Source organism: Altericroceibacterium endophyticum (assembly GCF_009827595.1).
Lineage (GTDB): Bacteria > Pseudomonadota > Alphaproteobacteria > Sphingomonadales > Sphingomonadaceae > Altericroceibacterium > Altericroceibacterium endophyticum.
Genome location: NZ_WTYT01000005.1, coordinates 104,308 through 119,941 on the forward strand (window position 1 = coordinate 104,308; position 15,634 = coordinate 119,941).

General features: G+C 59.8%; 10 protein-coding genes and 1 pseudogene. 5 read left to right on the top strand and 6 right to left on the bottom strand.

The annotated features are described in order from the left end of the window. Position 1: 1 nt before the first annotated feature. On the top strand, positions 2 to 925 hold the full coding sequence (locus GRI91_RS11665; protein ID WP_160736866.1) for an ROK family protein: 924 nt from the start codon (positions 2 to 4) through the stop codon (positions 923 to 925). Between the two features lie 74 nt (positions 926 to 999). Here GRI91_RS11665 and GRI91_RS11670 read toward each other — a convergent pair whose 3' ends face one another. The 6 genes and pseudogenes from GRI91_RS11670 to GRI91_RS11695 all read right to left on the bottom strand — a co-directional run. After that, complete coding sequence (locus GRI91_RS11670; RefSeq protein WP_160736867.1) at positions 1,000 to 2,073, bottom strand: alpha/beta hydrolase; 1,074 nt, start codon at positions 2,071 to 2,073, stop codon at positions 1,000 to 1,002. 42 nt (positions 2,074 to 2,115) lie between these two features. Further along, positions 2,116 to 3,090, bottom strand: a complete 975-nt coding sequence (locus GRI91_RS11675) for an alpha/beta hydrolase (RefSeq protein ID WP_160736868.1) — start codon at positions 3,088 to 3,090, stop codon at positions 2,116 to 2,118. A 21-nt stretch (positions 3,091 to 3,111) separates the two neighbouring features. Continuing rightward, positions 3,112 to 4,458 carry a neutral/alkaline non-lysosomal ceramidase N-terminal domain-containing protein gene (locus GRI91_RS11680; protein WP_160736869.1) on the bottom strand — a complete coding sequence of 449 codons (1,347 nt, stop codon included), beginning with the start codon at positions 4,456 to 4,458 and terminating at the stop codon, positions 3,112 to 3,114. A gap of 102 nt (positions 4,459 to 4,560) precedes the next feature. Beyond that, positions 4,561 to 6,903, bottom strand: coding sequence for a TonB-dependent receptor domain-containing protein (locus tag GRI91_RS11685; RefSeq protein WP_160736870.1), 2,343 nt, complete (start codon positions 6,901 to 6,903; stop codon positions 4,561 to 4,563). Between the two features lie 424 nt (positions 6,904 to 7,327). Further along, positions 7,328 to 7,867, bottom strand: a complete 540-nt coding sequence (locus tag GRI91_RS11690) for a DUF3237 domain-containing protein (protein WP_160736871.1) — start codon at positions 7,865 to 7,867, stop codon at positions 7,328 to 7,330. A 186-nt stretch (positions 7,868 to 8,053) separates the two neighbouring features. Further along, positions 8,054 to 8,428 (bottom strand): annotated as a pseudogene (locus GRI91_RS11695) (aldehyde dehydrogenase family protein); the annotation flags it as partial. Positions 8,429 to 8,745: 317 nt separating this feature from the next. Here GRI91_RS11695 and GRI91_RS11700 point away from each other — a divergent pair. The 4 genes from GRI91_RS11700 to GRI91_RS11715 all read left to right on the top strand — a co-directional run bounded on the left by GRI91_RS11700 (position 8,746) and on the right by GRI91_RS11715 (position 15,579). Continuing rightward, entirely contained in the window at positions 8,746 to 9,345 is a 600-nt protein-coding gene (locus GRI91_RS11700) for a TetR/AcrR family transcriptional regulator (RefSeq protein ID WP_160736872.1), read from the top strand. Positions 9,346 to 9,607: 262 nt separating this feature from the next. Then, the gene (locus GRI91_RS11705) at positions 9,608 to 10,882 is read left to right on the top strand and encodes an efflux RND transporter periplasmic adaptor subunit (protein WP_160736873.1); all 1,275 of its coding nucleotides are present in this window, start codon (positions 9,608 to 9,610) and stop codon (positions 10,880 to 10,882) included. Positions 10,883 to 10,941: 59 nt separating this feature from the next. Next, the gene (locus GRI91_RS11710; RefSeq protein ID WP_160736874.1) at positions 10,942 to 14,139 is read left to right on the top strand and encodes an efflux RND transporter permease subunit; all 3,198 of its coding nucleotides are present in this window, start codon (positions 10,942 to 10,944) and stop codon (positions 14,137 to 14,139) included. A gap of 12 nt (positions 14,140 to 14,151) precedes the next feature. Further along, positions 14,152 to 15,579, top strand: coding sequence for an efflux transporter outer membrane subunit (locus GRI91_RS11715; protein WP_160736875.1), 1,428 nt, complete (start codon positions 14,152 to 14,154; stop codon positions 15,577 to 15,579). Positions 15,580 to 15,634: the final 55 nt, after the last annotated feature.

Sequence of the window (15,634 nt, forward strand, 5' to 3'; positions counted from 1 at the left end):
GATGACGGGGCAGAGAGACGTGCAGCGGCTTGGCGCGGTTGAACTTGGCGGAACAAAGGCAATCGCCTTGCTGACCGAGGGAGAGAATATTCTCGAGCGTGTCACCGCGCCGACAACGACGCCCGAAGAAACGCTCTCTGCGATCCATACATTGCTGCAAAAATGGCATGCACAGGCCCCCCTTCAGGCGCTGGGCATAGCCTCCTTCGGTCCACTTCAGCTTTCGCAGGATCAAGCCGATTTCGGCAGAATGCTGCCGACGCCCAAGCCGAACTGGAGCGGTGCCGACATTCTTGGCACGCTGAGCAGCGGGCTTTGCTGCCCTGTACTGATCGATACGGACGTCAATGCTGCCGCGCTTGCAGAACATCGCTGGGGCGCAGCGCAAGGCAGCGACAGCTTGTGCTATGTGACAATCGGCACCGGGCTAGGTGGCGGCTTTCTGATTGACGGACGGCCTATTCATGGCGCGATGCATCCGGAAATCGGCCATTTGCGGATTCGCCGCGCGGAAGGCGACAGTTTCTCCGGCGCTTGCCCGTTTCACGGCGATTGCCTCGAAGGCCTGGTGTGCGGCCCCGCCCTGGCGGCGCGTTTCGGCGGCGATCCTGCTCAGATACCGGACAGCGACCCACGCTGGAAATTCGTTGCATCGGATTTGGCCGAGATGGTCATAACCATCCTTCTTACAGGCTCCTGCCGGCAGATATTGATCGGCGGCGGTGTCGGCATCGCTCGCAAAGCATTGCTGCCACTCGTGCATGAACATGTCATCGAGCGCCTTGCGGGATATTTGCCCTTCGTAACCCGCGAAACCATCGGAGACATCATCCGTGCGCCCGGCCTTGGCGCCGACGCCGGCCCGATGGGCGCTGTTGCGCTGGCGCTTGATGCAGCCGCATTGAACAACGGTCAGTCGCGCTAGTTTTGCCAGAGGTTGGAAGTGCAGCGCGGGGTGCCGAGTAACCTTACCCAGCCCCCGAACTGCAATCACGCGAGTCAGATGACCATAGGCTGGCCAAATGCGCGGCGCAGCGCGTTCATTTTGACCTTGGTGAACTGATCAGCGAGGCTCGTACCGGCTGCCACCTGATCGAAGCCGTGGAAGGCGCCGGGAGTGACGAAAAGCTCCGTCGGCACGCCTGCATCGGTGAGCCGCCGGGCATATTCGATATCTTCATCGATAAAGAGATCGACACCGCCCACACCGATAAAGGCCGGCGGCAGGCCGCTGAGATCCTCGCGCCGTGCCGGCACCGCGGCAATAGGCACATTTGCGCCGCCTGGTTCACAGCCCAGGAAGCTTTCCCAGCCGAATTTATTGGCCCGTGCATCCCATCCGATCACGCCGATATAGGGGGGAAGCTGGCGGGTCGACCCGGTGCGATCGTCCAGCATGGGATAGATGAGCGACTGGAAGCAGATGGGAACTTCAGCGCGATCATGCGCTGTCAACGCCAGCAGAGCAGCATGCCCGCCACCTGCACTCTCCCCCATCACCGCGATCCGTGTGGTATCCACACCGAGCTTCTCTGCATTTCTGTAGAGATAGGTCAGCCCGGCATAATTATCCTCGATGGATTGAGCATAGGTCACCTCGGGCGAAAGGCGATATTCGACGCTCACGATGACGCAGTCGAGATCCTTTGCCAAAGCCTGCAAACGGCCCACTTCGGATTCCGCCGAACCGAGAATGAAACCGCCCCCATGCGTATGAAGGATTGCAGGCCGGGAGCCTTTCTTGCCTGCATTTATGACAAAGACGGTTACGTCAGGCTCTCCGTTGGAGCCGGGCACGCTGAGCTCTTCCACCGCAATGTCGGGCAGACGCGGCGCGATTATCTGTGCACCTTCCGGGGGCGGTTGGCGGATGGTTTCGGCATCGAAAGGCGGCATGGACGCCATCATATCCAGCACGCTTTGCGCGGCCGGACGCAATTCGGGAGCGACATATTTCAAGGCCAGGGCAGGATCGGTTTTTGCCGTCTCTGCAGCCAGTGACAATCCGGGGGTGGCCAGCATCGTTCCTGCCAGTGCCACGCCGCCCAGCTTTGCAAATTCACGCCTGTTCATTTCGCCTTATCCTTCCCATTCACACGCCGCTGTGGACGTCGCTCAACCTGCCTGGCGGTCCAGCCAGGCTGCAAACAGATCAATCCAGCTATGCACCGGCAAGGCGGGATCACCGGGGCCAAATCCGTGGCCACCTTCTTCGAAGAAATGCGCTTCACACAGCCGCTTGGCGGCGCGCAGCGCCTGCATCATGATCAGGCTGTTATCGGGTGAAACGGCCGGATCATCCAATGCGTGAACCAGAAAAGTCGGCGGGGTCTTATCCGTTACATGATAGGCCGGCGAACGCCTGTTAATGACCATCAGATCGGGATTTTCACCCAGCAGCTGAAGGCTGGATTCCACATGACCGATCCCCGGCGTATGAGTGATCACCGGATAGATGAGCCCGACGGCAGCGGGACGCGCGCTTTGCCGGTCAGCGGCATCGCGCGGGTCATAGACGTCTTCGTCGAATGCTGTTTCAAGGCTGGCAGCAAGGTGCCCACCAGCCGAAAACCCGACCGCATAGACCTGCGCCGGATCGACCCCGAACTTCGCGGCATTTGCGCGGATCAAACGCATAGCGCGCTGCGCATCCTGCAGCGGTACGTCTTCGCGATGCCCCCAGCCCTCGCCCGGCAGACGATAGGACAGCACGAAAACCGTGTATCCCTTCGCCGTCATCCGGTCGGCAATGTCGAGGCCTTCATTGCCGATCGACACGAAAGTATAGGCCCCGCCCGGCATTACCAGCAGGGCCCGGCCATTCGGCTTTTCTGGCCGGAAAATACGCAATTCGGGCTGGTCGGTGTTGCGCAGAAAGAACGCTGGCCAGTCGCCAGGCAGTTTCTGCGCCTTGAAACCGCCCTCCGGGGTGCCTTGAGGCCACAGAGGCATCACCGGCATCTGGCGCCAACGCCGGATCGCATCCTGCGGGGTCATCATCTTCGCGACAGCCGGCGACGCACTGATCGCCGCCGCAGCTACTCCGCCTGCCAGAAGAAAGCCGCGTCGGCCCACCGTCAATTCTGTCATTTCCCGCTCCCAGATGGCGCTTTAATTGCCCACTTCTTCCGTCAGGTCGATCAACCCTTCAACGATAGCATTCTCGGCACAGCCCGGCTTCAACCGCGATGACAATACTTCAAACGTGTTATATCCAAAAGCTTCCTCGGAAGGAATATAACCCGACGGCGCGGCGCCATTGGCAAGCGTCACGACCAGCGTGTTCTTGTAAGGCGATTCCTGCTTGAAGTGCTGTCCGATACGCGTGAACAGTTCCGCGTCCACTGCACCGATGACCGTATCGCCGATCGCCAGCACGCCAAGTCGCAAATCCACAGGGTCGGAATCGACATAGCTTCCGGGGTAGCCCGCTCTGCCGCTATCGGTTCTTTTGCGCCCCGGGCAGGTGACGCTCTTCTGCAACCCAGCAAGATGCGGCGCGCGCACGGGCCGCTGCGAATTATCGCGCATCACATGCAGCACTTCCTCGCCCAGCATCTGCCCCATGGTTCTGGCCATGCTGGCTTGCTGATCGAGCAGCTTTTTCACCTCGGGATCACTCTTGTCGAGCCCCTTCCCGCCGGGCGGCATCGTGTTGCTGATGTCTTCACCGCGCGCGGCGAAATCATCGATGCGGATCTGGCGCAGATCATAAGTCTGCTGAAAATAGATCGGGTTCTGATCACCCGCCGCGCCCATGCTCCACAGTGCCACCGCGCCATCGCCCAATGATTGTTCGATATAGCGTGAGGATGCGCCAGGGATGTCACCGCTGACCTTGTCGAGCATACCCGTAAGCACGCCGTGCACTGCGTAATTGTAATAGACGGCGATCGGGCTGCCATCGGGCCGCGTAAATTGCAGCACGGCCACGCTCTTGTCGGAGGGGCCATCGTAATTCGGGCCTTCTCTCCAGCGCTGCGTTTCCGGGTCGATCATATTGCGATTGACGTTGATGTAGGAAACACCGGTGCCGAAACGCATTTCGGCAGGTTCCAGCCTGCCGGCTGCGTCCTTCACCGCGGCAATCACCTGATTTTCAAAATCTTCGCCGTCGAAGAAGGGCACGCTGTGGCTATGTGATGCCGCCAGGATCAGTCGTTCGCGCGGGATATGCAGCTCGCGCTCAATGCCGGCCGCGATATGGTCCCAGGTTTCCGTCCGCAGGGCGATAGCATCGACCGTTATCAGCGCGGCACGCTCCTGCCCATCATCAAGCACCAGAGCGCGCACATAGAGCGGGTCCAGCACGCCATCGAAATTATCAGGGAGCTGGGCCGGCGGAGGAGTTATATCCTCACGCACGGCACCAGCATGAAAGGATCGCTGTGGGAGATCCGCCGCCACAGCCGGAGTGGTAGCGACCAGAAGGGAGGCGGCGAAAACGATCCATTTCATTTCTTGTAACTCAGCCTTTCTTGTTCACCCGGAAAGAAGTCGGGCAGCATCTTATGGAAAGATGATGAGGGCGGAGTTTCCCCCACCCTCATGATCGATCCATCAGAACTGGAAGCCGATCCGGCCGCCCCAGATCCGCGGTGCCTTGTAATTCACCACGGTGGAACTCCAGGTCGTCGTCACAGTGCTGGGCTGACGCTCATTTTCCAGATTGGTCACGAAAGCAGTCAGCGTGATCGGCGAGTCATCCGGCTCGTAAGTCACGTTGATATCCGTCTTCGTGTAGCTGTCATTCCGGCTCTGCACATAATTGGCCACATCGGCATAGGTCGCCGACTGGACATAGAAGTCCACCGAAGGCGTCAGCGTGCCGTTGAAGACATAGAAGTCATGCGCATAGCTGAAACGCGCGCTCCATTTCGGGGCATTGGCCAGACGGTTACCCGTGAAGTCCGCCGTCGCCGAAGGGATCGTGGCATAGCCAAAGCTCGGCGCGAAGATGTTATACATCGTATCCGCGGAATAGAGATTGTCCTGACCGTCGGGATAGGAACGGAAATCCGTATCCAGGAAGGAAACATACCCGCTGAAGCGATCCTGCGACGTCGGACGGAACGTCGTTTCCAGTTCGACACCGCGAATGCGCGCCTTGGCGGCATTGGTGGTGACGGGAACCGGTCCCTGAATCGGGTCGACGATCACGCTGGAAACCTGCAGATTGTTGTAATCCATCCAATAGCCCGTCAGGCCGACGAAGAGCATCCGCCCGAACAGATCGGCACGCAGACCGGCTTCGTAATTGGTGACCGTTTCCGGTTCATAACCCCGGAAGCCTTCCGGATTGGTGCTCGCTTCAAGTCCGCCTGAGCGATAGCCCGTGCTGACCGTGGCATAGGCGAGAACATCGGGAGTGATGTCGTAGTCGATGCCAAGTTTCCAGTTCACCTTGCTGAAGGTCGCCTTGTCGCGATTGGTGTCATCCGTAAAGGCGACCTGCGCGACCGGACAGGAATCAAGGCTGATATTCTCACGCGTGACAGTCCCGCCCGAGCAGACCAGCTGAATATTCTGATTATACACCTGATCCCAGGTGGCGCGAATACCACCGGTGAGGCGCAGACTATCGGTCAGTTCATATTTCATCTGGCCGAAAAGCGCCTGCGAACGGCTCCCGACATTGCTCGGCGCAGTGATCACGTCGACCGCATTGATCGTCGAGATTTCAAAGCCTTCGCCAGCATAGTTGGCGCCCACGGCGTTAAACACAGAATTGAACGGGAAAGGCGCGGTGTTGCCAGCGTGAATCAGGCGTTTGCCTTCGTCCTGCTTGTCTTCGTAGATATAGGCGCCGGCAACAATCGACAGCGGGCCGTTTTCGTAATTGATGTCGAGTTCGTTCGACCAGCTCTTGGTGGCGATGCCGATACCCTGCTGATCATACACACCGGTTGCAGCGTCCATGCCGTCATCCTCGATGTGAGAATAACCCGAAATCAGCGTGGCGGTAAGATTGTCCGTGGCATTCCAGGTCAGGCGCGAACGGGCGCTGTAATAGGTCAGATCCTGCTGGTTGTCTTCGATCGAGCGCGAACCGGGGTTGATCGTGCCGTCTTCGGGATTGACCAGCACACCGTCACCGAAAGTCCCCGTGACGAGATCAGCATCGGGATAATAGACGTAGCTGCGCAGATAGGTGAGCGGCGTCGTGCCCTTGTTCTTGCCATAGGACAGGGCCACCCGCCAATCGAGGTCAGGGGTCAGATATGCAAGGCTGGTGAGGCGCAGGCCGGTCGTATCGGTCTTGCTGAAATTGTCATCGGCATTGAGCTTGGGCTCATACCCGTCATTCACTTCATGCATGGCCGAGAAACGCAGCGACCAGTCATCCGTCACCGGCAGATCGACACCCAGGCGGGTGCGCACGCTGTCGTAGCTCGAATATTGGAAATCGCCATCGACTGCGAACTGATTGCCCGGATCGCGCGTGTTGATGTTCACAACACCGGCAGTAGCGTTGCGGCCATAGACCGTGCCCTGCGGACCGCGCAGCACTTCGACTGATGCGAGATCAAACAGGCCAAGCTTCAACACCTGAGATGACGGCTCATAAATGCCATCGATCTGAGTCGCCACGGTCGAATAGCCACTATAGGCGTTGTTCGAACCGATACCGCGGATCGAGAAACCGTTGAGGCTCAGCTGGAGGTTCGGCGCTGTACTGACGAGGTTTTCGGCCGTGCTGATGTTCTGGCGATCCAGCGAATCCTGCGAAACGACCGAGACGGCAACCGCTGCCTTGGAGAGCAGTTCTTCGCTCTTCTGCGCGGTGACAACGATCTCGTCAAAGGCGGGTTTCTCGTCGGAAACACTCTGGCTTTCCTGAGCCACAGCGGGGCTGGCAACGGCGGCCATACTGACGGCGGTCAGCCAAACAAATTTTCTCACGTGCATATCCTCTATCAAACACATCACTCTCGATCCGAAAGGCTGAAACACCTTTTCGAGACGAGGAGAAAGGTGTCGGAGAACACCAGGAGGACAGTTCATGAAAGCCAGCAATGAGCAGAACAGCTCGGGAATGCCGGTCGCACGGTCAGTCGCATCTCTCTCCTCGATCATCTTTGCAATCGATTGTTGTCGTCTTTAGCCGTTAAAACCGGAGACGCAAGGGCGCAACTGCCGCACCCAAACATCGCGCGACGCATCTGGAAGGCAGACGCAGCGCGATGTTTGGGTTTCAAATTATCAATTGAAAACAGATGGGTACCAGCAATGACCACGAGGCCACCGCGACGTCACCATGACCAGCGACTGCCAAAACAGTCCAGCAATCGATTGCAGATTTCACCAGGAGTGTTGCATTCCGGTGTCACTTCACCTTGTACACCCCAATAATGACTGCGGGTTCACCCTCCGGGCCCTGACCAGGTTGAAGAGTGCCAACGAAGCTTGCGCCGTTCACCCATTCATATTTACCCAGCGGCGCTTCGAGAACGGGCTGAGTAAATGCCAGAAATGCGAAACCCGACTCTTCAGCCGGTGTTTCCGGCGGGCATAGAGTGCCCTTGTTGACGATATTGATGATCGCATCATCATCCGTCTTCAGGAAATAATCGGCTTCCACAAGGGTGCAGCCATTGGCGAGATGAAGCTGCCAGTCCCAACCACCCGGCATCACTTGCCCGCGCATATCCGGCCCTGCGAATGTGCCGCCTGTGATCGGAATGATGGTCCGTCCGCCCTTCGGTGTCTGTCCCGCATCGATCGCCTCGCCAAGCAGCACCGTTTCGGTGAAAACGAGCTCCGTCTGCGGTGCACCGGGCTCCTTTTTATCGGTGTTTTCAGCCGATGCCTGTGTTGCCATGCAAGCGATCGCCAGCGTGCCCAGAGCTTGAACCGTCCTCATCATCCTGCCTCTCCTGTAAATATGTGCCGCAAGATCGTCATTTATCCCCATAGCCGGGAATAGCCGCAGTATGGCGCGGCCCTGCCCATTGACAAGGCCCGCCGACATTGAAACGAGCCTGCAGTCGAACAGAGATGTTGCCCGGATGGCTGCCACCATGCCCGGCTGTATCTGCGGCGCCTCCTGACTTCAGTGCTTTAGCGCAACACCGATCGACTTCAGTTCGGTGTAAAGTTCGATGGCGCTCCACCCCATTTCGCGGCCCCAGCCCGACTGACGGAACCCGCCGAAAGGAAGGGCCGGATCGATCACATGGTGGGTGTTGATCCCGACAGTGCCGGCTTTGATCTTTCCCGCGACGACATGCGCCTTGTCAATATCCTGCGTGAAGATGCTCGCCGCCAGCCCGTAGATACTGTTATTGGCTTCTCTTACCGCGCCGGCCACATCTCCGTCAGCAAAGGCGGATGACACCAGAACCGGGCCGAAGATCTCTTCCCGTACCACCGCCATATCGGGCGTTGTTTCAGCCAGGATCGTCGGCTGAACGAAATAGCCACTATGTGTCGATAATTGGTAGCCCCGTTCCTTGCCTGCTTGTCTTTTTGACTTGCCGGATAGTCCCCCGCCCCCATGAGATCAGCAAGTCACCCCGCGGGGGTACAGATGTGCTGCTGACCAATTTGTGTCGTCGAATCAAAGCGACCCAGGTCCGGGATGAACCAGCCGCACACAGAAAATGGAGCGTATTCCGCCTGATTTTTTTCGAGCGGATCGGTCATTTATCGGTTAAAAAACAGGGACATGCGCTGCGCATCAGGACGCGTTAGCGTCCAGTCCAGCTTGCTACGAGCGGCGTAAGCGATTATATACCGGCCGTTATGGAAAAAGTTGCTACGAGAGGCCGCCCGCGCGAATTCGATGTTGATGAGGCATTGAGCGCGGCACTGCGCGTTTTCTGGACCAAAGGTTACGAAGGGGCTTCCCTGAGCGACCTGACAGAGGCGATGGGAATTACCCGTCCCAGCCTGTATGCTGCGTTTGGTAACAAGGAAGCGCTCTTCAAGCAGGCGCTCGATCTCTATGAAGAAGTAAAGCTGGCATATGTTGGTCAGGCACTAGAGAGCGAAACCGCAAAGGGTGTCGCACGCAAAATGTTGAATGGTGCGATCGAAACGATGACCGACGGCGAATGTCGCGGCTGCATGGGCGTGATTGCATCGGTTATTTGCCAGGACGCCGAGGCCACTATTCGCGAAGACCTTCACCGGCGTAATGAATCGTCACATCGCGCACTGGTTGAGCGCATGCAGAAGGGGATCGACGATGGAGATTTCCCAGAGCCTGCCGATGCAGAAGCCATCACGCGTTATTTGAAAGCCGTGCTGCAGGGCATGTCTGTTCAAGCCCAGGCCGGGGCAAAACTTGAAGAACTTCAACAAGTTGCAGAAGCCACGCTGGCTGGGTGGCCATCGCGTTAAAGCGGCGCTGAATGCTGCACTGCATAAAAAAATACCGGTCGATACATAATTATCCCTTGACCTGAACCTCAGATTACATACTTAGCGGTACAGAAGTATAGCTGCTGAACGACGGGTTCGTTGTGCCGCATCCATGCGGGACAGCGAGCGCCAGTTCCGTGCCGCATCAGGCCAGCATATCCAAAATTGTCTGCCAACCCGTGCCGATCAGGCTTTCGGGAAGGAACACCTGCGTCCTGCGGCGCCGGCAAGGGAAGAAGTCATGTTTGATACACCATTCGATGAGCAAAACGACGAGCGCTATCGCAAAGCCGCTGCCGCATCTGACACCCAAAAAGGCGAGGCGGTGGAGGAGGATACTCCGCGCCGCTCACGGAAGTGGCTCGCGCTGCTCGGTATACTCGCCGCTATCGTCGTCAGCTGGTGGCTACTGACCGGAGAGCAGGCACCTGCCGCGGCGCCGCCCGTCCCGACAGTGACCGTTGCCAGTCCTCTGCAACAGGAAGTGACCGAGTGGGACGACTTCATCGGCCGCTTCGAAGCCAGCCGCAGTGTGGACGTGAGGCCGCGTGTTTCGGGCCAGATTACCCGGGTGCATTTCACCGATGGCCAATTTGTACGCTCCGGCACGCCGCTGTTTACTATCGATGCCCGCCCCTACCGGGCGGCGCTGGCTGAAGCCCAGGCACGCGTCGAAACCATCAACAGCGCGCTCGCCCTTTCGCGCAGCAATCTCGACCGCGCCCGGCGCCTGATCGAGGAAGATGCCGTCGCTGCTACCGAGATCGACCGGCTTGAAGCCGAAGTCCGCGCCAACGAGGCATCACTGGCCGCGGCAAAGGCGGCGGTGCGCTCGCGCGCCCTCGATGTCGAGTTCACAACGGTGCGCGCACCGATATCGGGCCGCATTTCCGATCGCCGCGTGGATGCTGGCAATCTTGTGGCCGCAGGCGGGGGCGATGCCAACACCCTGCTCACAACGATTAACGCGATCGACCCGATCTACTTCAGTTTCGAAGGCTCCGAAGCAATGTTCCTCAAGGCTCGGCGTGAAGGGCTCGACGGGGACACACCGATCGAAATCCGCCTGGCGGATGAGGACGATTTTCGCTGGCACGGCACGCTGGATTTCACCGACAACGCCCTCGATCAACAGTCCGGTACGGTCCGCGCCCGCGCCATCCTGCGCAATGGCGAAGGTTTTCTCACCCCCGGCCTCTTCGGCAATATGCGCATGGCGACCGGCGGTACTTCCGAGGCGCTGCTGGTTCCCGATACGGCCGTCACCACTGACCAGACGCGCAAATTGCTGCTGGTCGTTGGCGATGATGACACAGTCGCCGCACGCGAAGTGCAACTGGGGCCGATCGTCAATGGCTTACGGGTGATCCATAGCGGCATTAAGGCGAGTGATCGTGTGATCATCAGCGGTGTGCAAATGGCCATGCCCGGACAGAAGGTCAAACCCAAGGCAGGTCAGATCAAGGGCGCCGATCCCGCTGTCGCAGCCGCCGCCGATCCTGCTCCGGGCGGCTGACCCCAGCCGTAGCGCCGTACCACCGCCCTACTCCAGTTATCCCTCGCACGGAGGCTCCTATGCGCCTTTCCCGCTTCTTTATCGACCGACCGATTTTCGCGGTGGTCATCGCCATCATCATAACAATGATTGGCGCGATCTCGTACTTTTTCCTGCCGATCAGCCAATATCCGGAAGTCGTCCCGCCCACGGTCACCGTGAACGCGACATATCCCGGTGCCTCGGCAGAGACGGTTGCTGATACCGTTGCCAATCCGATCGAGCAGGAAATCAACGGCGTCGACGGGATGCTGTATCTTTCCAGCCAGTCGACCGGTGACGGACGCGCTATCATTACCGTGACTTTCGAGCCGGGTACTGATCTTGATGAAGCGCAGGTGCTGGTGCAGAATCGCGTCGCTATCGCCGAGCCCCGCCTGCCCGAGGAAGTCCAGCGTCTGGGCATTGTGACGCGCAAGACCACGCCAGACTTCCTGCTGATCGTGAACCTGATCTCCCCCGATGGGTCGATCAGCCGTGAATATATGTCGAACTTTGCCCAGACTCGCATTCGTGACCGATTGCAGCGGATCGAAGGCGTGGGCGACGTGCAATTGTTCGGTCAGCGTGAGCTGTCGATGCGGGTCTGGATCGATCCAGGTCGCGCGGCCGCCCTTGATCTGACGGCGGGCGATATTGTCCAGGCATTGCGTGCACAGAACGTGCAGGTCGCCGCAGGCACATTGGGCCAACAGCCCAGCCCCGACAGTGCCTTCCAGCTCAATGTCGAAACGCAGGGCCGGTTCACCGATCCGGCGCAGTTCGGAAATGTGGTGATCCGCACCGACGAAGCCGGTCGGCAGGTGCGTGTGCGCGATGTTGCACGGGTGGAAATCGGCGCACAGGATTACGCCACTTCAGCCTATCTGGGCAAGCAGGGCTCCGTGATCATCCCGGTGTTGCAGCAGCCTGGCTCCAACGCACTGGCTTCGGCTGACGAGATCAAGTCGGTGATGGCCACAATTTCCGAAAGCTTTCCCGCGGGGATGGAATACCGGATCGTCTACAACCCGACCGAGTTCATTTCCGAAAGCATCAGCGCCGTCGTTCACACCCTTTTCGAGGCGGTGATCCTGGTGGTCATCGTAATCGTCGCTTTTCTCCAGAAGGCGCGGGCTTCGATCATTCCCGTTCTTGCGATTCCCGTATCGCTGGTCGGGACCTTCGCGGTGCTGGCAATGCTGGGCTATTCACTCAACAATCTGTCTCTTTTCGGCCTGGTGCTGGCGATCGGCATCGTGGTCGATGATGCGATCGTGGTGGTCGAGAACGTCGAACGCAACCTCGAGGAAGGGCTCTCGCCGCTCGCTGCTGCGCGTAAGTCCATGGACGAAGTCGGCGGCGCGCTGATCGCCATTGTGCTGGTACTGTGCGCAGTGTTCGTGCCGACCCTGTTCATTGGCGGCCTGTCTGGCGCGTTTTATCAGCAGTTCGCCGTGACTATTTCCGCGGCGACGATCATCTCGCTGATCGTCTCGCTGACCCTGTCACCGGCATTATCCGCCATTCTGCTGAGCAAGCATGAGGAATTGCCCGCCGATGCCCCCCGCTGGCGCCGCGGAATCGATCGCGCCGGCGAGAAGTTCAACGCCGCCTTCGAACGGGCCAGTGATGCCTATGCGCGCCTTACCCTGAAGCTGGTGCGGATGCCGCGCAGGATGATGGCGGTATATGGCGTGTTGATCGGGCTTACCGGTGCCGCCCTCGCCCTCACGCCTGGCGGGTTCATCCCGCAGCAGGATCAGGGCTACTTTCTTACCGTCATCCAGCTCCCGCCTGGCTCTTCCACCACCCGTACCGATGAAGTGCTGCAAAAAGTGGCAGATCGTGTGCTGCCGATCGAGGGGATTACCAACTCCGTGATGCTGTCGGGTTTTGACGGCACTTCGGAAACACAATCCGCCAGCGCGGCCGCCGCTTACTGGGTCCTCGGCGATTTTGATGAGCGTGCCGGCAAGGGACAGGACATCGATACTCTGATCGCAAAGGCGCAGGCAGCCACCGCCGACATTAGCGAGGCGCGGTTGATGGTGGTGAAGCCGCCCGTCATCCGCGGGATCGGTTCGGCGGGCGGTTTCCGCATGATGATCCAGGATCGCAGCGGGCAGGACTTCAAGGCCATGCAGAATGCCGCCTATGCGTTGATCGGGCAGGCCAACAACAGCGAAGGTCTCGCTGGCGTCTATACATTCTTCGACACCAGCACACCCCGCGTGAAAGCCGATATCGATCGTGACAAGGCGCAGATCCTCGGCGTGTCTCCTTCAAGCATTTTCGAGACATTACAGGTCTATCTCGGCAGCGCCTTCATCAACGAGTTCAACCTGCTTGGGCGCACCTATCGCGTCACAGCGCAGGCAGACGCGCCTTTTCGTGATGAACCTTCCGACATCGCCGCGCTTCACACCCGCTCGTCCAACGGGAAGATGGTCCCGCTGGGATCGGTGGCGAATTTCAGCGACACAACCGGACCTTACCGCGTTACGCGCTATAATCTTGCGCCTGCCGTGGCCGTGGATGGCGACACTGCCCCGGGCTATTCCACCGGCCAGTCACTGGCGACCATGGAAGAAGTCGCCGCACAGGCGCTACCCTCCGGATATGAAACCGAATGGACTGGCATCGCCTATCAGCAGGACAATGCCGGAAACACGGCGATATTGGTATTCGCCCTGGCCGTATTGCTGGTCTTCCTCGTGCTGGCTGCGCAATATGAAAGCCTGGTCATGCCGCTGGCGATCATAATGATCGTGCCCATGTGCCTGCTGGCTGCAATGATCGGCGTGAACCTGCGGGGGATGGATAATAATGTCCTGACGCAGATCGGCCTGATCGTGCTCGTTGCCCTGGCGGCGAAGAACGCCATCCTTATCGTCGAGTTCGCCCGCCAGGGTGAGCAGCGCGACGGGCTTTCTCCCGTAGAAGCAGCGGTTCAGGCCGCACGGACCCGCCTGCGCCCGATCCTGATGACAAGTTTCGCCTTTATCCTGGGGTCCGTTCCACTGGTGATAGCAACCGGGGCCGGAGCCGAATTGCGCCAGGCACTTGGCACCGCTGTGTGCTTCGGGATGCTCGGCGTGACCGGCTTCGGCCTCCTCTTCACCCCCACCTTCTATGTCGTGTGCCGTGCGCTCGGCGACCGGATCTATGAATCGCGCCATCGCGGCAAGTCATCGGACGGCTCGATCGCAGCCCCCCACGCCACTCCCGCCGAATAGGAAATGCACACCATGCGCATTCGCTCTTTCTTCCTCGCTTCGTTATCCGCACTGGCCCTTGCGGCCTGTGCGGCGGGGCCGGATTATGTCGCCCCGTCCCCCCCTGCGCCCGCGGCAACCGGCCCCTTCATTTCCGCTGATTATGAGGCTGTCACCCCCAGTCCCCTGCCCGCAGAATGGTGGCGGCTCTACAATGATCCAGTGCTGGATGGCCTGGTCGAAGATGCACTGGCGGAGAATACCGACATCCGCCAGGCAAGCGCCCGGATCACCCGGGCACGGGCCGCCCTTCGTGGTGCTTCAGCGGATCGATTGCCGCAGGCAGGAATCTCGGCATCCCCCACTTACGGGCGGGTGAGCGAAGGTCAGACAGCGCGCGGCACTGACCGTGAAGGCTTCGCCTTCGATGCCGGGCTCGACGTTTCCTATGAGGTTGACCTGTTCGGCAGGGTCGGGCGCGGGATCGAAGCCGCGCGCGCCGATGTCGAGAGTGCGCAAGCCGATGCCGATGCCGTCAGGGTGATGGTGGTCGCCGAAACCATGGGCGCCTATGCCGATGCGGCCAGCGCTCAGGCCCAGATCGACGTTGCCCGCCAGATAGTTCAGCTTCTGGACGACACTTTGCGCCTGACAAGCAGGCGCCATGAAGTCGGTCTCGAAAGCGGTCTCGCCGTTGCCCGCATCAAGGCATTGCGCGAACAGCGGGCAGCCGAGATTCCCACACTGGAAGCGCAGCACAACGCCGCCCTGTTTGCTCTCGCCACCCTAACCGGCCGCGCTCCGGCGGAGCTCCCAGAGGTAGCCAGCGAGCGCAGTGTCGCTCTCAAAATAACCTCCCCGCTCCCCATCGGTGATGGGGCCGCGCTCCTGGCAAGGCGCCCCGACATTCGCGCCGCAGAACGCCGTCTGGCGGCAGACACCGCACGCATCGGAATTGCCACTGCAGACCTCTACCCGCGCATCACGCTGGGCGGGTCCGCCGGCGCGACTTCGACCAGCATCGGTGACTTGTTTACAGGAGGCGCCTTCCGCTTCCTCGTCGGCCCGTTGATCGATTGGACATTTCCCAATCGCGAACCTGTCCGCGCGCGCATTGACGCGGCCGAGGCGGATGCCACAATCGCACTTGCCGCATTCGACGGCACCGTGCTGCAGGCCTTGCAGGAAACCGAGACGGCATTGTCCAATTATGCGCAGGCCCTGCGCCGGCAAGAGAGCCTGCAATCGGCAACCAGTGCCGCCGAAACAGCGGCCCGTATTACCCGCGCCCGCCTGCGGGAGGGGACTGCAAACTCACTCGAAGTCATCGATGCAGAGCGTACGCTGGCCGAGGCACGCGCCGTGCAATCCAGCCAGGACGGTGCCGTTTCCCGCGCGCAGATCGATCTGTTTCGCGCCTTGGGCGGAGGGTGGTCGAACCCCGAGCTCGCGAGCAATTAGGCACGATTGGGTTGTCCTGTGGCCCCGCGAAAGAAGACAGGGGCATATCGTTCGA